This window comes from Devosia ureilytica (assembly GCF_024273195.1).
Lineage (GTDB): Bacteria > Pseudomonadota > Alphaproteobacteria > Rhizobiales > Devosiaceae > Devosia > Devosia ureilytica.
The window spans coordinates 260,266-278,603 of record NZ_JAMZCU010000005.1 but is presented as its reverse complement, the minus strand read 5'-3'; the positions used below and the strand labels follow the sequence as shown (position 1 = coordinate 278,603).

At 62.4% G+C, this 18,338-nt stretch carries 18 protein-coding genes; 10 read left to right on the top strand and 8 right to left on the bottom strand.

Annotation, left to right across the window (positions count from 1 at the left end; all coding sequences use genetic code 11):
* Positions 1-72: 72 nt before the first annotated feature.
* The 7 genes from NIM87_RS14610 to NIM87_RS14580 all read left to right on the top strand — a co-directional run bounded on the left by NIM87_RS14610 (position 73) and on the right by NIM87_RS14580 (position 7,094).
* Complete coding sequence (locus NIM87_RS14610; RefSeq protein WP_254675426.1) at positions 73-1,356, top strand: acetyl-CoA C-acetyltransferase; 1,284 nt, start codon at positions 73-75, stop codon at positions 1,354-1,356.
* Entirely contained in the window at positions 1,353-1,511 is a 159-nt protein-coding gene (locus tag NIM87_RS14605; RefSeq protein ID WP_254675425.1) for a hypothetical protein, read from the top strand. The genes NIM87_RS14610 and NIM87_RS14605 overlap by 4 nt, the downstream gene beginning before the upstream one ends.
* 313 nt (positions 1,512-1,824) lie before the next feature.
* Positions 1,825-3,438, top strand: coding sequence for a peptide ABC transporter substrate-binding protein (locus NIM87_RS14600; protein WP_254675424.1), 1,614 nt, complete (start codon positions 1,825-1,827; stop codon positions 3,436-3,438).
* Between the two features lie 101 nt (positions 3,439-3,539).
* Positions 3,540-4,463: an ABC transporter permease subunit gene (locus NIM87_RS14595; protein WP_254675423.1), complete on the top strand. Its 924-nt coding sequence runs from the start codon at positions 3,540-3,542 to the stop codon at positions 4,461-4,463.
* Positions 4,463-5,377 carry an ABC transporter permease gene (locus NIM87_RS14590; protein ID WP_254675422.1) on the top strand — a complete coding sequence of 305 codons (915 nt, stop codon included), beginning with the start codon at positions 4,463-4,465 and terminating at the stop codon, positions 5,375-5,377. The genes NIM87_RS14595 and NIM87_RS14590 overlap by 1 nt, the downstream gene beginning before the upstream one ends.
* Positions 5,378-5,388: 11 nt before the next feature.
* Entirely contained in the window at positions 5,389-6,231 is an 843-nt protein-coding gene (locus tag NIM87_RS14585; RefSeq protein ID WP_269468069.1) for an ATP-binding cassette domain-containing protein, read from the top strand.
* On the top strand, positions 6,228-7,094 hold the full coding sequence (locus tag NIM87_RS14580; RefSeq protein ID WP_269468068.1) for an ABC transporter ATP-binding protein: 867 nt from the start codon (positions 6,228-6,230) through the stop codon (positions 7,092-7,094). The genes NIM87_RS14585 and NIM87_RS14580 overlap by 4 nt, the downstream gene beginning before the upstream one ends.
* On the opposite strand, the gene NIM87_RS14575 is transcribed toward NIM87_RS14580, so the two are convergent.
* On the bottom strand, positions 7,091-7,636 hold the full coding sequence (locus NIM87_RS14575; protein WP_254675421.1) for a response regulator: 546 nt from the start codon (positions 7,634-7,636) through the stop codon (positions 7,091-7,093). The two genes, NIM87_RS14580 and NIM87_RS14575, sit on opposite strands and share 4 nt — an antisense overlap.
* A 180-nt stretch (positions 7,637-7,816) precedes the next feature.
* Here NIM87_RS14575 and ykgO point away from each other — a divergent pair, with 180 nt between their 5' ends.
* Complete coding sequence (ykgO, locus tag NIM87_RS14570) at positions 7,817-7,942, top strand: type B 50S ribosomal protein L36 (RefSeq protein ID WP_046105532.1); 126 nt, start codon at positions 7,817-7,819, stop codon at positions 7,940-7,942.
* Positions 7,943-8,192: 250 nt separating this feature from the next.
* On the opposite strand, the gene pyk is transcribed toward ykgO, so the two are convergent.
* Together pyk and NIM87_RS14560 are read right to left on the bottom strand one after the other, a co-directional pair.
* Positions 8,193-9,632 (bottom strand): pyruvate kinase, encoded by a 1,440-nt coding sequence (gene pyk, locus NIM87_RS14565; RefSeq protein ID WP_254675420.1) that lies wholly within the window; start codon positions 9,630-9,632, stop codon positions 8,193-8,195.
* Positions 9,629-10,159: a DUF1036 domain-containing protein gene (locus tag NIM87_RS14560; RefSeq protein WP_254675419.1), complete on the bottom strand. Its 531-nt coding sequence runs from the start codon at positions 10,157-10,159 to the stop codon at positions 9,629-9,631. Before NIM87_RS14560 ends, pyk begins: the two co-directional genes overlap by 4 nt.
* 285 nt (positions 10,160-10,444) lie before the next feature.
* Between NIM87_RS14560 and NIM87_RS14555 the strand changes: the two genes are divergently transcribed.
* The gene (locus NIM87_RS14555; protein WP_254675418.1) at positions 10,445-10,708 is read left to right on the top strand and encodes a DUF2312 domain-containing protein; all 264 of its coding nucleotides are present in this window, start codon (positions 10,445-10,447) and stop codon (positions 10,706-10,708) included.
* A gap of 164 nt (positions 10,709-10,872) precedes the next feature.
* Here the strand turns inward: NIM87_RS14555 and NIM87_RS14550 are convergent, their stop codons facing one another.
* Positions 10,873-11,100 (bottom strand): flagellar basal body rod C-terminal domain-containing protein, encoded by a 228-nt coding sequence (locus NIM87_RS14550; RefSeq protein ID WP_254675417.1) that lies wholly within the window; start codon positions 11,098-11,100, stop codon positions 10,873-10,875.
* An 84-nt stretch (positions 11,101-11,184) separates the two neighbouring features.
* Positions 11,185-11,895 carry an aspartate/glutamate racemase family protein gene (locus tag NIM87_RS14545; RefSeq protein WP_254675416.1) on the bottom strand — a complete coding sequence of 237 codons (711 nt, stop codon included), beginning with the start codon at positions 11,893-11,895 and terminating at the stop codon, positions 11,185-11,187.
* 143 nt (positions 11,896-12,038) lie between these two features.
* Between NIM87_RS14545 and NIM87_RS14540 the strand changes: the two genes are divergently transcribed.
* The gene (locus NIM87_RS14540; RefSeq protein ID WP_254675415.1) at positions 12,039-12,500 is read left to right on the top strand and encodes an Lrp/AsnC family transcriptional regulator; all 462 of its coding nucleotides are present in this window, start codon (positions 12,039-12,041) and stop codon (positions 12,498-12,500) included.
* Between the two features lie 135 nt (positions 12,501-12,635).
* Here NIM87_RS14540 and dxs read toward each other — a convergent pair whose 3' ends face one another.
* The 3 genes from dxs to NIM87_RS14525 form a co-directional block, all read right to left on the bottom strand.
* The gene (gene dxs / locus NIM87_RS14535) at positions 12,636-14,564 is read right to left on the bottom strand and encodes a 1-deoxy-D-xylulose-5-phosphate synthase (RefSeq protein WP_269468067.1); all 1,929 of its coding nucleotides are present in this window, start codon (positions 14,562-14,564) and stop codon (positions 12,636-12,638) included.
* 145 nt (positions 14,565-14,709) lie between these two features.
* The gene (locus NIM87_RS14530) at positions 14,710-16,347 is read right to left on the bottom strand and encodes a peptidoglycan L,D-endopeptidase MepK (protein ID WP_254675414.1); all 1,638 of its coding nucleotides are present in this window, start codon (positions 16,345-16,347) and stop codon (positions 14,710-14,712) included.
* A gap of 208 nt (positions 16,348-16,555) precedes the next feature.
* The gene (locus NIM87_RS14525) at positions 16,556-18,253 is read right to left on the bottom strand and encodes a L,D-transpeptidase family protein (RefSeq protein ID WP_254675413.1); all 1,698 of its coding nucleotides are present in this window, start codon (positions 18,251-18,253) and stop codon (positions 16,556-16,558) included.
* Positions 18,254-18,338: the final 85 nt, after the last annotated feature.

Below are 18,338 nucleotides of genomic sequence, written 5' to 3'. Positions count from 1 at the left end.
CCGTAAACTCGATCGTCCTGTGGTTGGGCGAGCTGTGTCGCCTGGGTGAAAATCCCACGGAGGGAACAAAGAATGACTGAACTCAAGCGCGTTGCCATTATCGGCTCGGCCCGCATTCCCTTTGCCCGCGGTGGCACGGCCTATGCGGATGAAACCAATCTCTCCATGCTCTCGACGGTATTGGGCGGGCTGGCCGACAAATACGGGCTCAAGGGGCAGAAGGTGGATGAGGTGATTGCGGGTGCCGTGATCAACCATTCGCGCGACTTTAACCTGGCCCGTGAAGCCCTGCTCGATGCCGGCCTGTCGCCGCGCACGCCGGGCACGACGATGCAGATTGCCTGCGGCACCAGTTTGCAGGCGGCGCTGGTGCTGGCCGGCAAGATTGCCTCGGGCCAGATCGAAAGCGGCATTGCGGCGGGGTCGGATACGGTCAGCGACAGCCCCATCGTCTTTGGGTCAAAGTTCCAGCACCGTCTGCTCAATGCCAATGCCGCCAAGACGACCGGGCAGAAACTGGGGGCCTTCAAAGGCCTGTCGTTTGGTGAGCTGACGCCGGTGGCGCCCTCGGTCAATGAGCCGCGCACCGGGCTGTCCATGGGCCAGCATTGCGAACTGATGGCCAAGGAATGGGGGATTACGCGCGCCGAGCAGGATGCGCTGGCGGTTGCCAGCCATCGCAATGCGGCGGCGGCCTATGACGAAGGTTTCCACGATGACCTGCTGGTGCAATGTGCGGGGCTGGTGCGTGACAATAATGTGCGGGCCGACGCCAATATCGAAAAGATGGCGACGCTCAAACCCGCTTTCGACAAGTCCAGTGGTCTGGGGACCCTGACGGCCGGCAATTCGACGCCGCTGACCGATGGCGCTTCGGGTGTGCTGCTGGCGAGCGAGGACTGGGCCAAGGCGCGTGGGTTGCCGATCCAGGCTTATCTCACCACGGGCCGGGTCGCGGGCAATGATTTCGCCCATGGCGAAGGCCTCTTGATGGCGCCCACCATTGCGGTCAGCGAAATGCTGGAGCGGGCAGGGCTCGGCTTTGGCGATATCGATTATTTCGAGCTGCACGAGGCTTTCGCCGCGCAGGTGCTGTGCACGCTCAAGGCCTGGAAGGACCCGGCCTATTGCAGGGACGTGTTGGGACGCGACAGCGTGATGGGCGAGATCGATCCGGCCAAAATCAACGTCAAGGGATCAAGCCTTGCCTATGGCCATCCCTTTGCCGCGACGGGCGCGCGCATTTTGGGTTTGACCGCAAAACTGCTCTCCGGCGAGGCCAACAAGAAAGCGCTGATCTCGGTGTGCACGGCGGGTGGCATGGGCGTGGCAGCACTGGTAGAAAGTGCGGCATGAGCGACAATATCATCAAATTCCGCCGACCCGAGACCAAGCCCGAGCCCGTCAGCAGCAAGCCGGCCGGCCCAATGCCCGGCTGGTTGCCCTTCGCGGGCATCGGTGCGCTCGCACTGATTATCTTTTTTGTGCAACGCAGCGGCCTCTTGGGCTAGCCGGCCAGAAGAGCTGGGTTAGGACAAGCTTGCTTGGCGGCGGCTGGGCGCGATCATGCCGAGAATTCGAATCCGGTCGAAAGAGATATCGCGCAAATTCATGCTTACGCAGGCGCCGTCCACAGCATGTTCACAATCGGCCACCGGATGACGCTTAGGTCAATCTTTCGCTTGTCAGTGGACGGAATTGCGTAATACCGTCCAGCAATCTTGACCGTCGGGACAAAACCGGCGGCAATGAAAAGGGAACTGCCCAACGTCAAAGGCAGCCAGTCAGAGAAACGCACAAATTCCACAAGGAGATGGGACGAACATGAAAATCACGAAAACCCTTACGGCTGCGCTGTTGGCCGGTACGGTTTCGCTGCTGGCGGTTTCCGCTGCGCAGGCGGTGACTTTGCGGATGGGTAATGGTGGCGAGCCTGGCTCAATCGACCCGCACCACGCTGAAGGCGACTGGGAAAACCGCATCATCGGCGACTATATCGAAGGCCTGATGACCGAAGACGCCAATGCCGAGGCCATTCCGGGCCAGGCCGAGAGCTTCACCGTGTCCGACGATGGCCTGGTTTACACCTTCAAGCTGCGCGATGGCATCCAGTGGTCGGACGGCACCCCCGTGACTGCCGGCGATTTCGTCTTCGCCTTCCAGCGCCTGTTCGATCCGGCAACGGCTTCGTCCTATGCGTATCTGCAGTACCCGATCAAGAATGCCGAGGCGATTGCTTCGGGCGAGATCACCGATTTTGCCGAGCTGGGCGTCAAGGCCGTGGATGACACGACCGTCGAGATCACTCTCGAAAACCCGACCCCCTATTTCCTCCAGGCGCTGACCCACTACACCGCCTTCCCCGTGCCAAAGCACAAGGTGGAAGAGCTTGGTGACGACTGGACCAAGATCGAGAACGTGGTTGGCAACGGCCCCTATGTTCTCAAGGAATGGGTGCCCGGTTCGTTCCTGCGTTCGGAAAAGAACCCTGACTATTATGACGCTGCCAATGTCGCCATCGATGAAGTCTATTATGACAACACCGAAGACACGACCGCTGCGTTCAACGCCTATATCGCGGGCGAACTGGACATCCTGACGGCTTTCCCGCCGGATCAGTACCAGTGGCTGCAGGACAATCGTCCGGGTGAAGCCCATGTCGAGCCGTTCCTTGGCGTCTATTACTATGTGATGAACCAGGAAGAAGGTCCGCTGACCGACGTGCGCGTCCGCGAAGCCCTGTCGATCTCGGTCAACCGCGAAGTTATCGGTCCCGATATCCTGACCACTGGCGAAATCGCCGCCTATGGCTGGGTCCCGCCGGGCACTGCCAATTATGATGGCGAGGCCTACATGCCCGATTGGGCATCGGAGGACTATGGTTCGCGCGTCGAACGGGCCAAGGCCTTGATGGCCGAAGCCGGCTACAGCCCGGAAAACCCGCTCAACCTGCAGCTGCGCTACAACACCAATGAAGCGCACCAGCGTATCGCCGTGGCCCTGTCGGCCATGTGGGAACCGCTGGGCGTGAACATCGAGCTGTTCAACGCCGAAGTGGCCGTCCACTACGACGCCCTGCAGGCCGGTGACTTCCAGATCGGCCGTGCCGGCTGGCTGCTCGACTATTCCGATGCTGCCAATACGCTCGACCTGCTCAAGGGCGGCACCCAGCAGGGTGACACCATGAACTGGGGCAATAACTATGGCCGCTACAACAATGAAGAGTTCGACGCCTTGATGGACAAGGCTGCTGCCGAGCTCGACCTGACGGCCCGTGCAGCGATCCTGCATGAAGCCGAAGCCCTTGCCATGGACGATTTCGCCGCCATGCCGATCTACTGGTATGTGTCCAAGAACATCGTTTCGCCGGCCATCGAAGGCTTCGTCGACAATCCGTCCGACATCCACCGCACCCGCTGGCTGTCCAAGTCGGAATAATGTCCGCCCGGCGCGGGGTCATCCCGCGCCGGCAACCCTCATCCGGCCGGCTTCGCTCCGCGGAGCCGGCCGGATCTTAAAGAAAGGGGAGCGGACGCAAAATGCTGTCCTATGCCTTCCGGCGCGTGTTGGGCGCCATTCCGATCGCCTTGATCGCGATCACTGCCTGTTTCTTCATTCTGCGTGCCGCACCGGGCGGCCCCTTCGACGGCGAGCGTGCGCTGCCGCCGCAGATCATGGATAATCTGCGGGCCTATTATAATCTCGATAAGTCGCTGTTCGAGCAGTACTTTATTTATGTCGGCGGCGTGTTGCGCGGCGATTTCGGCCCGTCCATGAGCTATCAGGACTTCTCGGTCAGCGAGCTCCTGGCCATTGGCCTGCCATTTTCGCTGATGCTGGGCCTGGTCGCCTTTGTGGTCGCCACTTCGGTCGGCATCCTGGCGGGCATGATCTCGGCCGTGAACCAGAACAAATGGCCGGACTTTTCGGTCATCTTCGTGGTGATGATCGGGCTTATCGTACCCAACTTCCTGATGGCGAACCTGCTGCAATTGCTGCTGGGCGTCTATTGGAACTGGTTGCCGGTGCGCGGCTATGTGCCGGGGTCGATCCCGCATCTGATCATGCCCATTCTCATTCTCAGCCTGCCGCAGGCCGCCCGCGTGGCGCGGCTGATGCGCGGCTCGATGATCGAAGTGCTGGGCACCAATTATGTGCGCACCGCACGGGCCAAGGGCCTGGGTGCGCGGCTGGTGCTGGCGCGTCATGCCATCAAGCCGGCGCTGCTGCCCGTGGTCTCCTATCTGGGGCCGGCACTTTCGGGGCTGTTGACGGGCTCGCTTGTGGTCGAGCAGGTGTTCGCCCTGCCCGGCATCGGCAAGTATTTCATCAGTGCAGCGCTGGCGCGTGACTATGGCATCGTGCTCGGGACGACCGTCCTCTACATGGGCGTGATCCTGCTGCTCAATCTGATCGTGGATATTCTGTACGCCTATCTCGATCCCAAGGTGAGGTACCGCTAATGGCCGGCCTGACGTCGAGAGACGCAATTCTCACCGAGTACAACCAGCAGCTGCTGAACGCGCCCAAGGGCCGTTCGCTGGCGCAGGACGCCGTGCGGCGCCTGGTCGCCAACAAGGCGGCGGTGTTCTCGATCTTTCTGCTCGTCACCATCCTTCTTGTGGTGTTCATCGCCCCCTATTTCCTGCCCTGGGGCTATAGCCAGGTGGATTGGGCCAATATCCGCAAGCCGCCCAATTTCGAAGCCGGTCACTTCATGGGCACTGACCAGAATGGCCGCGACATGCTGGCCCGCACGATGCAGGGCACCCAGATGAGCCTGGTCGTGGCCGGTGTTGCGACGCTGGTGTCGGTGGTGATCGGGGTGAGCTACGGGGCCATTGCCGGTTATTTCGGCGGCCGGATCGACGCGGTCATGATGCGCTTTGTCGACATCATGTATGCGCTGCCCTACATCCTTTTCGTCATCATCCTGGTGGTGATCTTCGGGCGCAATCCGATCCTGCTGTTCGTGGGCATCGGGTGTCTGGAATGGCTGACCATGGCTCGCATCGTGCGCGGCCAGACGCTGAGCCTTAAGGAACGCGAGTTCGTCGAGGCGGCACGGGCCAGCGGCGCCAGCCCCTGGAGCATCATTTTCCGGCACATCGTGCCGAACCTGACCGGGCCGGTGGTGATCTATGCCACCCTGACGATCCCCGAAATCATCATTACCGAGAGCTTCCTGAGCTATCTGGGCCTTGGCGTCCAGGAGCCGCAAACCTCGCTGGGTACCCTGATCTCGCAGGGGTCCGAGGTTGCCGTGGCACTGCCCTGGATGCTGCTCGGCCCGGCCGTGATCCTGGTCGCCATGCTGATTGCCTTTACCTATCTTGGTGACGGCCTGCGTGACGCGCTCGATCCCAAGGACCGGTAGGAAGCAGTTTCATGGCATTGCTAGAAGTCAAAAACCTTTCGGTCGAGTTCCAGACCAATGATGGCGTCGTGCACGCCGTGCGCGATCTCAGCTACACGCTGGAAAAGGGTAAGACCCTGGCCATCGTGGGCGAAAGCGGCTCGGGCAAGACCCAGGGCGCCTTCGCCATCATGGGGCTTTTGCCCAAAAATGGCCGGGCCGCCGGCTCGGTCATGTTCGACGGCAAGGAAATCCTCAACCTGCCGCTCAAGCAGATCAACCAATATCGGGCCGAGCGCATCGGGATTATCTTCCAGGACCCGATGACCTCGCTCAATCCCTATCTGCGCATTTCCCGGCAGATGACCGAAGTGCTCGAGCACCACAAGGGCATGAGCCACAGCGCGGCCCTGGCCGAAAGCGTGCGCTTTCTCGACGCCGTGCGCATTCCCGATGCCAAGAACCGCGTCCACATGTATCCGCATGAGTTTTCAGGTGGCATGCGGCAGCGCGTGATGATCGCCATGTCGCTGCTCTGCGGGCCGGAACTGCTGATCGCCGATGAGCCGACGACGGCGCTGGACGTGACCGTGCAGGCAGAAATCATCGACCTGCTGGTGGACCTGCAGGAAGATTTCGGCGCTTCGATCATCCTGATCACCCACGATCTGGGGATTGTGGCGGGCACCTGCGAGGATACGCTGGTGATGTTCGACGGCCGGGTGATGGAATATCGCAAGACCGAAGAGCTGTTCGCCAATCCCGAGCATCCCTACACCCAGGGCCTGCTGGCCGCCGTGCCGCGGCTCGACAAGAAGGTCGAGCGCCTCTCGACCGTTTCCTATGACTTCATGAGCCAGAGGGGCGAGGCATGAGCGAAAACGAACCCATTCTCAAGGTCCGCAATCTCTCGGTCCATTTCAACATTCCCACCGGCGGCATCTTTGGCGGCCATGCTGTGCTCAAGGCGGTCAAGGACGTGTCGTTTGACCTCCATGCCGGGGAAACGCTGGGCATTGTGGGGGAAAGCGGCTGTGGCAAGTCGACCCTGTCGCGCGCCATCATCCGGCTGATCCACGCCACTGGCGGGGAATCGATGTGGATGGGCAAGGACATCCTCAAGATGAGCCCCAAGGAGCTGATTGCGCTGCGCAAGGATATCCAGATGATCTTTCAGGATCCGCTGGCCTCGCTCAATCCGCGCATGACCGCCGCCCAGATCATCGGTGAGCCGCTGCAGATCCACTATCCCGAGGTCAGCAAGGCCGAGCGCACGGCGCGCGTGGCCGAGATGATGGCCAAGGTTGGCCTGACACCGGAGATGATCAACAAGTATCCGCACGAGTTTTCGGGCGGCCAGTGCCAGCGCATCGGCATCGCCCGGGCGCTGATCACGCGGCCCAAGCTGATCGTCTGCGACGAGGCGGTGTCGGCGCTCGACGTTTCGGTGCAGGCGCAGGTGATCAACCTCTTGATGGACCTGCAGAAGGAATTCGGGGTTTCCCTGCTGTTCATCGCCCACGACATTGCCGTGGTGCGCCACATCGCCCAGCGGATCATGGTGCTCTATTTCGGCGAAGTGGTGGAAATCGGCGAGAGTGAGCAGGTGGTGATGGACCCCCAGCACGACTACACCAAAAAGCTCATTGCCTCGGTGCCGGTGCCTGATCCCAAGGAAGAAATGCGACGGCGCGAAGTGCGGCGCAAGCTGCGGCGCGAAGCGGCGGCGGCAGCCTAGCTTTTGGCTGACGCCCCGGCCTCGGCCGGTGTCGCCGCCTCGCCATTCGGGTGATCCTTGGCTTGGCGGCGGTCGGCCTTGCCGACAGCAATGGTCTTGCGGCGCCGGTCCGGCCCGGCATAGCGATCTGCCTCGATAAAGGGGCGGGGGCTGTCCGCAATGGTGTCGAGACGCAATTTCAAATGCGCCGCCGCAAAGGGCTTGCGCAGGAATTCGGTGACGCCCGCGTCCCGCGCAGCGGCGATGCGCGAGGCATCGGGCGCGGCGGACAGCATGATCACCGGGGTCAGCCGGTTGGGACTGTCGGCATTGGCGCGCAGGCGCCGCACCAGTTCCACAGCATTAGGACTGGTGATGGCATCGTCAATGATGATGATATCAAAAGGGCGACGTTGCAGGGCGCTGAGTGCCTGACTTGTGTCAGTCGCCTCCCGGATATCGCGGCGCCCGAGGCTGCGCAGCATGCCGGCCACCAAGGCTGCCATATTGGCCTGCGGATCGATGATCAGGACACCCGCGCTGGTAATCGTTTCACTGGCCATCAGGGCACTCAAAGATGCGGAGAAACCCCAAATTAACGCGGAAGCCTCACCCGCGCGTTAACATTGCGTGGATGGGGAAAACCTGGTGCGATCTGCGTTGACAGGGCGGGTCAGTTTCCTTATGTAGAGGCCAGTTTTCGGGCGCCTTGGCGCCCCTTTTGTTTGACCGAGGATATTGAGATGAAGATCCGCAACTCGCTGAAGGCGTTGATGACTCGCCACCGCGCGAACAAGCTCGTCCGCCGTCGCGGCCGCGTTTACATCATCAACAAGGTGGACAAGCGCTTCAAGGCCCGCCAGGGCTAAGCGTTTCACGCTTTGACTTTAATAGTGACAAGGCCCGCATGAAAATGCGGGCCTTGTTGCTTTGATGTACGAGCCGGACTGACATGCCGCTGTCGCACCGGATCTCAATTCACATTGCCGTCGGCATTGCCGAGGCTCAAGGCCTTTCGGGCAACGCGCTATCCGCCGCCGCTTTGTCGAGCCGATGTATCGGGCAACAAAAAACCCCGCCACTGGCGGGGTTTCTGATTTTGGGCGATGCGGGTGCGGTTCAGCTCGAACCGGCGCCGTCCTGGCGGACGAAGGCGATGCGCAGCATGTTGGTGGCGCCGGGGGTGCCCAGCGGCACGCCGGCGGTGATGGCAATGCGATCGCCGGGGCGGGCAAAGCCTTCCTGATAGGCGATGACGCAGGCGCGATCGACCATGTCTTCCAGGCTCACCGCATCCTCGGTCTGCACGCAGTGAATGCCCCAGACCACCGAGAGGCGGCGGATGGTGCGCAGATTGGGCGAGAGGGCAATGATGGGCTTGCTTGGCCGCTCGCGGGCGGCGCGGATGCCGGTCGAGCCCGAGGCGGTATAGGTGACGATGGCGGCCAGATCGAGTGTTTCGGCGACCTGGCGGGTGGCGGCCGAAATCGCGTCGGCGGCAGTGGCCTCCGGCTCGGTCTGGGCAGCGCGAATGATGTTCTGGTAGTTGGCGTCGCCCTCGACCGCCACAGCGACCCGGGCCATGGTGGCGACGGCTTCGACGGGATATTGCCCCGAAGCGCTTTCGGCCGAGAGCATGACCGCGTCGGCACCTTCAAATACGGCAATCGAGACGTCCGAGACTTCGGCGCGGGTGGGAACCGGCGCCGTGATCATGCTCTCGAGCATCTGGGTGGCCACCACCACGGGCTTGCCATAGCGACGGCACATGCGGATCATGCGCTTTTGCAGGCCCGGCACATATTCGAGCGGCAGTTCGACACCCAGATCGCCGCGGGCGACCATGATGGCGTCGGAAAGCTTGACGATCTCTTCGAGGCGTTCGATGGCCTGGGGCTTTTCGATCTTGGCCATGACGCCGGCGCGGCCCTGGACGATCTTGCGCACATCGATGATATCTTCGGGGCGCTGCACGAAGGAGAGGGCAATCCAGTCCACTTCCGCCTTGAGCGCTTCGAGCAGGTCCGCATGGTCCTTCTCGGTCAAAGCGCCGGTGGGCAGGAGCGTATCGGGCAGGGACACACCCTTTTTGTCGGAGAGCTTGCCGCCATAGACCACTTCGGTCTCGATGGCGCCGCCGCCGACCTTGGTGGCCTTGAGCTGCAGCTTGCCGTCGTCGAGCAGCAGGCGGTCACCGACCGAGACGCTTTCGATGATTTCGGGGTGTGGCAGGTAAACCCGCTCGGCATTGCCCTGGTCGTTCTGGTCGCTGTCGAGGGTGAATTTCTGCCCGGCGACGAGGTTGACCGAGCCACCTGCAAATTTCCAGACGCGGAGCTTGGGACCCTGCAAGTCGGCCAGAATGCCGATGGGATGCTTCAAACGCGCCTCGACCGCGCGGATGCGCTTGACGGTCTGGTGCAGAACCTCGTGGCTGGCGTGGCTCATATTGATGCGGAAGACGTCGGCACCGGCCTTGGCCAGCTCCTCGATCATGTTCTCCTCATGGCTTGCAGGCCCGAGGGTGGCAAGGATCTTCGCGCGTCTGATCCGTTTCATTGCGTATCCGTATTGTCTGGCGTTAGGGGGGCGTCGGGGTCTACCAGGAAGGCAGGGTCTTCGAGATCTTCGCCCAGGTCCGGGCCGACAATACTTGGTGCGCCGGCGCTCTCGGTGAGCTGCAGCGTCCAGTCGGATCGGTTCTGTGTATCGATTTCAAAGAACCCGGTGCGCTCATAGCCCCGGGCGAGGCAATCCTCAACCCCGAATATTGTGAAGGTTTCGTCACGGGTGCACATGAAGACCTGTCCGTCCCATGCGCCTCCGCCAATGTCGTCAACGGCATAGAGGTAATAGAAGCGCTTTTGCAGGTCGCCCTGGAAAATGGTGCGGCAATCGCCTGGAGGCGCCTGCCACCAGCCTTCGCTCATCCAGCCGCGCTCGGCGCGATAGCCGAGCGAGAGCGAAACGAGATTGGCTGTTTCATTGCAGACCCGCAATTCGGCCTGAGCCGGAGCCACCGCGCCAAACAAGCCAGCAAGGGCCGTTAGCAGCAGGATTGAGCCCATGCGGATACGTTGTGTCATTGCGCCAGAAATCACCGGAAAACGTGCCCTTCTTTGATCGTATGGCAGGAGTGAGGTCAATGGCTAATGGGCTGATTTGACGGAATTGCGGGCATGTTTGCGGCGCTGGTCAGAAAAGTGGCGCAATAGCACGGACGTGATTTCCCCCAGCCCGGCGCAGGGTGTGGATTGACCCACAAAGGGGTTGAACGGGAACGGGGCATGGGGTTGATGGGGCCGGACAGTTTTCGTTCAGAATTTACGCCCGCAACCGCCCAGGTGCGGTGGGGCCGAGAGAGGTTAACCATGGCCGTTGAGGACAGCGTCGCGCAGGATCAGCTGCGCGCTTTCATCGAGCGCATCGAGCGCATGGAAGAAGAAAAGGCGGCCATCGCCGCCGATATCAAGGAAATCTATGCCGAAGCCAAGGGCAATGGCTTCGACACCAAAATCCTGCGCAAGATCGTGACCATCCGCAAGCAGGATGCCAATGAGCGCATGGAGCAGGAAGCCCTGCTCGAGCTTTACATGTCTGCCCTGGGCATGGTCGAGGGGCCGTCGGACCTTTAATCCTCCAGGCGTCGCCGTTTTCACGTCTCTCCTGAGGGGAGACGCTGGCGCAAAGCGCCGGATGGGGGGCAGTGTCACCGGTTTACCGAGTGGCCTTCAACCCTCTCCCCATCCCTCTCCTCTAAGGGGCGAGGAGCCGCGGGTGCGATGACTCGGGGGCGCCACTAAACCAGAATATCGAGCAGGGCCTTCGACATGTCGGCGGCCACGCTCACCACCTTGGCCGACGCCTTGAAGTCGTGCTTGGCCTGGATGACGTTGACCATTTCGGTGCCGATATCGACTTCATTGCCCTCGATCCCGATGCGGGCGATGCGGCTGGCGCTCTGTTCGAGCTGGGAACTGGCCCGGTGCATGCCGGAAGCGCCGATGCCGATGCTGGAAATGCTCATGAGAGGCCTTGCTGGTTGGGAAGCCAGCAAGGCGTCAAAATTCTCAAGAAATCGTTAGACTGACTGGCGCAAGGCCGATCAAGTTCAAGCCGCCCGCGCTGCCTGTTTGCCCAGTGCGAAGCGCACGGCCGCGTCGGCATGGATGGTGGTCGAGTCGTAGCCGGGCAGGGGCAGCGCTCCAGGATCGAGCAGCAGGCCGATTTCGGTGCAGCCCAGAATGACGCTGTCGGCGCCCTGACTGCGGGCGGTCTCGATGATGCGCAGATAGTCCTCGCGCGCGGCATCGCGCACAATGCCCTGGCAGAGTTCGTCAAAGATGACATCGTGCACCACCTGACGCCCCGCTGCGTCAGGCGTCATCACCTCAAGGCCGAACCGGCTCATGCGGCTGGTGTAAAAGCCGTGCTCCATGGTGTAGCGGGTGGCCAGCAGCAGCGGCCGGCGGCGCCCGTGGGCATAGAGCGCCGCGGCGGTTTCGGTGATGATGTCGATCAGCGGTACGCCGATCATGGCGGCCACCGGCTCAGCCACCAGATGCATGGTATTGGTGCAGATGAGCATGCAGGAAGCGCCGGCTTGCGCCAGGCTTACCCCGGCGCCGCCCAGAAGCGCCCCGGCTTCGTCCCAGCGCCCCGCCTTTTGCAGATCAACGACGCGGCTGAAATCGAGCGAGCGCAGGGCAATCTCGGCGGAGTGCAGCCCACCGCAAATGCGGCGCACCTCCTGGTTGATGCGTCGATAATAAGTGGCGGTGGATTCCCAGCTCATGCCGCCGATCAGGCCAATGGTTTTCATCATTCCCTCCGTTTGCGCTCAGTTTGACGCGCCTTGCGGGAATGAGGTGTGCGCAGATGTGTCGGGTCCACTGATGTGGCGCGCAACAATTGCGTCTCTTGGCTAGAATGCGCTACCAATGTGCGTCAATGTGGGGCGCGGCAATGCTGGATGATCGTGACAGGAAGATACTGGGCCTCTTGCAGGCAGATGGCGAAATGCCGGTCGGCGAGATTGCCGACAGCGTGGCGCTGTCGGCATCGGCCTGTTCGCGCCGGATCGCGCGGCTCAAGGAGGAGGGCTATATCGCCCGCAGCACGGTGGAACTGGACCGCCGGAAAATGGGCCTGCCGACGACGGTGTTCGTTATCGTGCGCACCGGCAGCCATGCCGCGGGCTGGCTGGAGCAATTCCATGCGGCCGTGGGTGCCATTCCCGAGATTGTCGAGGTGCACCGGCTGACCGGCAATTTCGACTATATCCTCAAGATCGTGCTGCCCGATGTCGAGCATTACGACGTGGTCTACAAGCAGCTGGTGGGGCGCATCGAGCTGTTTGACATGTCGGCCTATATCTCGATGGAGACAGTGAAACAGGCGAAGGGTCTGCCGACCAATTATGGTTGACGTTCCTCACCTCTCCCTTTGGGGAAGAGGCCGGCGCGCAGCGCAGGGTGAGGGGCTTGGCCAAGGTGTCCGCCGGAGGGCCACTCACCCCAACCCTCTTCCCCAGAGGGAGAGGGGGATGGACCAAGGGCGCTGTCAGACCTTCGCCAAGGCCGCCTGCATGGCGGCCTGATCGTAGCCGAGGGCGGTGAGGGCGGTCTGGACGATGCCGGAGCGGTCCAGGCCGGCAGCGGCGTACATGTCGGCCTGGGTGGAGTGCTCGACAAAACTGTCGGGGATCATCAGTGGGCGGAAGCGCAGCTTGCCATCGAGCAAGCCGTTGCTGGCGAGGAAGGTGGCGACATGGCTGCCGAAGCCGCCGAGGCCGCCTTCTTCGGTGGTGACCAGAACGTCGTGGGACTGGGCCAGCGTGGCGATGAGGTCCTCGTCGAGCGGCTTCATGAAGCGCGCATCGGCAATGGTGGGATTGAGGCCGAGGGCGGCCAGCTTGTCGGCGGCGGCCAAAACTTCGACCAGGCGTGTGCCATAGGAAAGCAGCGCGATGGTTGCTCCCTGGCGCAGCACGCGACCCTTGCCGATGGGCAGGATTTGGCCACGGGCCGGCATGTCGACGCCCATGCCGTCACCACGCGGATAACGGAAACTGATCGGGCCTTTGTCGTAGGCGGCAGCAGTTGCCACCATGTGGCGCAATTCGGCCTCGTCTGCGGCAGCCATCTGCACGATGCCGGGAATGGCCCCTAGATAGGCATTATCGTAATTGCCGGCATGGGTGGGACCATCGGCGCCGACATAGCCGGCGCGGTCGATGGCAAAGCGCACCGGCAGAGACTGGATGGCCACGTCGTGGATCACCTGGTCATAGGCGCGCTGCAGGAAGGTGGAATAGATGGCGCAGAAGGGCTTCATCCCTTCGGTCGCCATGCCGGCTGCGAAGGTCACGGCGTGCTGCTCGGCAATGCCAACATCATAAATGCGGCTGGGGAACAGTTCTGCGAATTTGTCGAGGCCGGTGCCCGAGGGCATGGCTGCGGTGATGGCGACGACGCGCGGATCGGCCTCGGCTTCCTGAATGAGGCTTGATGCAAAGACCGAGGTATAGGAGGGGGCGTTGGACGGAGCCTTGGCCTGGGCGCCGGTGATGACGTTAAATTTGGAGACGCCGTGATATTTGTCGGCCGAATTTTCGGCCGGGGCATAGCCTTTGCCCTTCTTGGTCACAGCATGGACGAGGATCGGCCCGGCGCCGAAATCACGGACATTTTCGAGAATGGGCAGCAGATCTTCGAGATTATGCCCGTCGATGGGACCGACGTAGTAAAAGCCCAGTTCCTCGAACAGCGTGCCGCCGGTGAAGAAGGAGCGGGCAAACTCTTCGGTGCGGCGGGCGGGTTCGTGCAGGAAGGGCGGCAGCTTGTGGACGATGTTTTTCGCTGCTTCGCGGGTGCCGCGATAGACCGGGCCGGACACCAGCCGCGCCAGATATGTGCGCAAGGCTCCGGTGGGCGGGGCGATGGACATGTCGTTGTCGTTCAGAATGACGATGAGCCGCGCATCCATGGCGCCGGCATTGTTCATGGCCTCATAGGCCATGCCGGCCGACATGGCGCCGTCGCCGATGACGGCAATGACATTGCGCGGTGTTTCGAGGTGCTTGCTGGCTTCGGCCATGCCGAGACCCGCCGAAATCGAGGTCGAGGAATGGCCGGCGCCGAAGGGGTCGTATTCGCTCTCGGCGCGACGGGTGAAGCCGGAGAGTCCGTCCTTCTGGCGCAGGGTGCGCATGCGGTCGCGGCGTCCGGTGAGTATCTTGTGCGGATAGGCCTGGTGGCCGACGTCCCAAATGATGCGATCATGCGGGGTATCGAAGACGGCGTGGAGCGCCACGGTCAGTTCGACAACGCCGAGACCAGCGCCGAGGTGTCCGCCGGTCACCGAGACGGCGTCGATCATTTCGGCGCGCAGTTCGTCCGTCAGTTGGCGCAAATTTTCGCGCGGCATGGCGCGCAGATCAGCGGGCGACTGAATGGTGTCGAGCAGCGGCGTTTCGGGCTTGTCGGCCAAGCGTGTCCCCGTGAGTATCTGGTTTAACCCTGTTTAGGCGCAGGGTCCGGGCTTGGCAATGGCGGCAGCCCGCATGCGGCGAAGGGTCCCCGGTTTCTCAGGGACCTTTCGGGCTTTTGCAGGGCAATAACGCCAGGACGCCGGTTCAGTTGCTGGCGACAACCAGCGGGGTGACGCGGATGAACCGGTCGTGGACCGGCACTGCGTCGACATCGCCAATGCCCTTGACCAGCACATGGCGACCCATTTCCGGCGTGGGGTCGAAATCCGCCTCGTCGTGGTCGAAGATCACGGCATAGCGGTTCGAGGTCAGGGACGCGGGGTCCATGAAGATATCGGCGACGTGTTCGAGATCGGGAGCCACGAGGTCGCGGCGGCGCATGTCGCCGGGGGCCGGGCGCCGCGCCACATGCTCGGCCAGTGCTTCGGCCAGCGGCGTAGGCGAAGCGGCATTGGTCGCGCCGAAGGTGCCGTTGAACAGACCCGTCAGCGGATTGGCTATGGGGCCACCCAGCGAGGCGGTGCGCAAGCCGGTCGCTGCGGTCAGCGGCGGCAGGATGGGCAGCCGGGTCGTCGGGCTTGGCGGGGTCGCAGTACTGGCCGTGGTCGAGCCTTCGATGATCATTTCGAGCGCGCGCTGGGCGCCCGGCTCGGGCGTCGGTGCCGCGGCATAGGCAGTGAGCAAATCCGAAGGCGCATCAGTCATGATGACGCGCGGCGTCGGCATGGTGGGCGCGGTGAGGGCCGCCAGGGCGGTCACAGCGTTTTCAGGGCGCAGGTCGGCCGGAAGGCTAACCGGCATGGTTACGGCGACAGCGCCCATTTCGCCCTCGGAGAGGGGCGCGCTGCCCGTCGAGGAGAAGGGCATGACGGTATCCGACACCGACGCCACCTGGAATTCGTCGCCACCCAGATCGGCTGGACGCGACACCGGCAATACCGGCGCGACCTGGCGGAAAGTCTGCGGCGCGAGGGAGGCGGTCTGTATTTGAGCGGCGGGCGCGGCCTGCTCATTGCCGCCGAACAGCACATCCATCAGCGTGCGGCCAGAGCCGCCGCTGTCATTGCTGGCGACCTGGGTGCCCGAGGAAGAGCCATTGCAGGGGTAGGCGTGGCAGCGTTTCCACTCGGCCATCGCGACCCGATAGCCCTCCTGCGACAGCGGCGTGCCATCGGTGGGCACATGCATGGTGCGACCGTCGGGGAAGATTTCCTTCAACTGCGCGCGGGTCATGCGCGGCCAGGCGCGCACCGAGCCGGTATCGAGGTGGACGAAGGGGCTGCCTGAAGTGGGATAATAGCCGACGCCGCCGACCTGCTTTTTCATGGCAGCCGCGCGCAATTTGGTCAGCGACACACCGGGAATGAAGAAGTCCATGGCGGTGCCGCGCATGTGCTGCGAATTGTCAGCCACGCCCGACGACTTGGAGGCCAGCATGGCATTGGTGGCGGGGGAGCGATAGGCAGAGACGATATTGATCGGCTGGGAGCCGCCAACGTCCTGGTAGACTTCCCAGACGAGGTCAAACAGCCGCGGGTCCATCTTGGTGGGTTCGTTGCGGCGCCAATCGCGCAGGAAACGGTTCAGTTCGTTCAGGCCCGACTGGACATATTGCCCATTGCGCTTGAAAACGATGCGGGCCGTTTCCTTGGTGTGGGTATAGTAAAGATAGAGCGCGCGCTCGCTGGCAGCCTGTACCGGCGCCGCCGGCAGCAGAGCCGACACACTGATAGCCGCAGCGGCAAGAAACCGCGCAGCCCGTCCCCAATTGATCAACCCCATAACCGTCACGCCAAACTCTGCCCGGTTCACTCGTCAGATAATGGTGGGACGTTAGCGCCCAAATCGCACGATTTAATTAACGCTAACCAGTTGTGAACTGGCCGGCGGCCCCCTCACGCGTCTGTTATTACGGGCAAAAGCAGGCGCAACCAAGGCGAAAATGTAAAGCAGACGTTAACGCGGGCCGATGGGAAGGCCCGGATACCGCTCAGGGCGAAAGCTCTTCGGGCACGTTTTCGGCCTCGGCGACGATGGCCGGTTCCTCGGCCGTGACCAGGCCCATGGCCGCGATCAGCTTTTCATTGTGGCCATAAACGTCGCCATAGGCGCGCAGGGTGCCGTCGGGATTTGCCCTCAGGGTGAAATAGGCGATGTGCACCGGGATCTGTTTTTCCGGGTTCACCCAGCGCTCGGACGAGCCGAACATGGCCTCAAGCGAGGCGCGCGAAATATTGGGCTCATTGGCCATCAACGCATCGGCAAATTCCATCGGGTTCTGCACGCGAACGCAGCCATGGCTGAAGGCGCGATAGCTGCGCCCGAACAGCGACTTGGAGGGCGTATCGTGCAGATAGACGTCGTGCTTGTTGGGGAACAGGAATTTGATCTGGCCCAGCGCATTGCCGGCACCCGGACGCTGGCGCACGCGGAAGGGGAAATTGCTGGTCGAAACCTGGCTCCAGTCCACCTGCCAGGGGCTAACCGGGGAGCCATTGTAGAGCAGGTCCATGTTGTGGCTGTCGGTATAGCCGGGATTGCTCAGCACGGCCGGTGCGATCTCGCCCCGGATGATGGAGGAGGGCACGTTCCAATAGGGATTGACCACCACATGGCGGATATTGTCCGAGAATATGGGCGTCTGGTTCTTGGTGGTGCCGACGACGACGCGGGTGGTGTATTCCTCGACCCCATTGCGCAGGATTGCCAGGCGGAATTCCGGGATGTTGACGAAAACGGTGAAGTCGCCCAGCTCGGACGGCATCCAGCGCCAGCGCTCCATATTGGCAAGAATGTCCTCGCGGCGGGTGGCGGCGCCACCATTGAGCGCGGCGACCGTAGCAGGGCCGATGATGCCATCGATCTCCAGCCCCTGGACTTCCTGGAACGACTTGATGGCGTCAACGGTCAGCGCGTCATAAAGGCTCGAGGTCGAGGCCGTCAGCTCGAGCCGTTCACGAATGGCGGGCAGGCGCGCATCGGAATTGCCGGGACGCAGGACCGGGCCTTCGCCAATCGGGGTCGGGCGCTTGGCGCTGGACTGCTCGAAATTGGCAAGGGCCGCCTTGAGAGCCCGGAATTCGGGATGCTGGGGCTCGAGCGTGGCAAGAATTGCTGCCGGATCGTTGCTGCCCGCCAGCTGTTCAAGCAAGGCTGCCTCGTCAATAGGCTTGGGCTGAATGTCGAGCAATGGGCTGATCGACTGGGGCTTGATGCGGCCATTGTGCAGGTGATTGGCGTAGCGCATCGTGGCCGCTGAAAATGCGGTTTCAAGCGTTGCCAGCGCAATGCCATCGCCCGTCAGCTTGTCCATGGAAATGGAGGGCGTCAGATAGTCGGCGGGGACGAGACCTTCCGAGGCGGCATTCCTGAAGAGGTCGATAATCTTGTTGGCGGCGGGCGAGAAGGCGATCTCGCCCTTGCCGTTTTCAGTCAGCCAGATGGGCTCGAAATGGCGTTCGCCGTAGAGGAAATAGAGGCGTTGCGCCTCGGCATGGGCAGCCGTCTCGGGACGAGCGCCATAATAGGCCGCCGAGAGGCCGGACTTGATGGTGCGGGCCAGTTCGGTCTGGGGCGGGGCAATGACGATGCGGCTGGTTTCAAGGCTCGCGACCTGCTGGGCGAACACCGCGGGCACACTTGCCGTTGCAGCAATAAGTGCGACCAGACTGACCAATACCTTGTTCATCATTGCTCCTGACGGCGTGACACTGGGACAGGGACAAGCCGAATCCGGCCCATCCAGGCCCGCCGCCAAAAATCAATACTCTGCA

Bases quoted from the DNA above. Each gene is read 5' to 3' on its own strand.
- NIM87_RS14610 (WP_254675426.1), top strand. From the start codon at position 73: ATGACTGAACTCAAGCGCGTTGCCATTATCGGCTCGGCCCGCATTCCC.
- NIM87_RS14605 (WP_254675425.1), top strand. From the start codon at position 1,353: ATGAGCGACAATATCATCAAATTCCGCCGACCCGAGACCAAGCCCGAG.
- NIM87_RS14600 (WP_254675424.1), top strand. From the start codon at position 1,825: ATGAAAATCACGAAAACCCTTACGGCTGCGCTGTTGGCCGGTACGGTT.
- NIM87_RS14595 (WP_254675423.1), top strand. From the start codon at position 3,540: ATGCTGTCCTATGCCTTCCGGCGCGTGTTGGGCGCCATTCCGATCGCC.
- NIM87_RS14590 (WP_254675422.1), top strand. From the start codon at position 4,463: ATGGCCGGCCTGACGTCGAGAGACGCAATTCTCACCGAGTACAACCAG.
- NIM87_RS14585 (WP_269468069.1), top strand. From the start codon at position 5,389: ATGGCATTGCTAGAAGTCAAAAACCTTTCGGTCGAGTTCCAGACCAAT.
- NIM87_RS14580 (WP_269468068.1), top strand. From the start codon at position 6,228: ATGAGCGAAAACGAACCCATTCTCAAGGTCCGCAATCTCTCGGTCCAT.
- NIM87_RS14575 (WP_254675421.1), bottom strand. From the start codon at position 7,636: ATGGCCAGTGAAACGATTACCAGCGCGGGTGTCCTGATCATCGATCCG.
- ykgO (WP_046105532.1), top strand. From the start codon at position 7,817: ATGAAGATCCGCAACTCGCTGAAGGCGTTGATGACTCGCCACCGCGCG.
- pyk (WP_254675420.1), bottom strand. From the start codon at position 9,632: ATGAAACGGATCAGACGCGCGAAGATCCTTGCCACCCTCGGGCCTGCA.
- NIM87_RS14560 (WP_254675419.1), bottom strand. From the start codon at position 10,159: ATGACACAACGTATCCGCATGGGCTCAATCCTGCTGCTAACGGCCCTT.
- NIM87_RS14555 (WP_254675418.1), top strand. From the start codon at position 10,445: ATGGCCGTTGAGGACAGCGTCGCGCAGGATCAGCTGCGCGCTTTCATC.
- NIM87_RS14550 (WP_254675417.1), bottom strand. From the start codon at position 11,100: ATGAGCATTTCCAGCATCGGCATCGGCGCTTCCGGCATGCACCGGGCC.
- NIM87_RS14545 (WP_254675416.1), bottom strand. From the start codon at position 11,895: ATGAAAACCATTGGCCTGATCGGCGGCATGAGCTGGGAATCCACCGCC.
- NIM87_RS14540 (WP_254675415.1), top strand. From the start codon at position 12,039: ATGCTGGATGATCGTGACAGGAAGATACTGGGCCTCTTGCAGGCAGAT.
- NIM87_RS14530 (WP_254675414.1), bottom strand. From the start codon at position 16,347: ATGGGGTTGATCAATTGGGGACGGGCTGCGCGGTTTCTTGCCGCTGCG.
- NIM87_RS14525 (WP_254675413.1), bottom strand. From the start codon at position 18,253: ATGAACAAGGTATTGGTCAGTCTGGTCGCACTTATTGCTGCAACGGCA.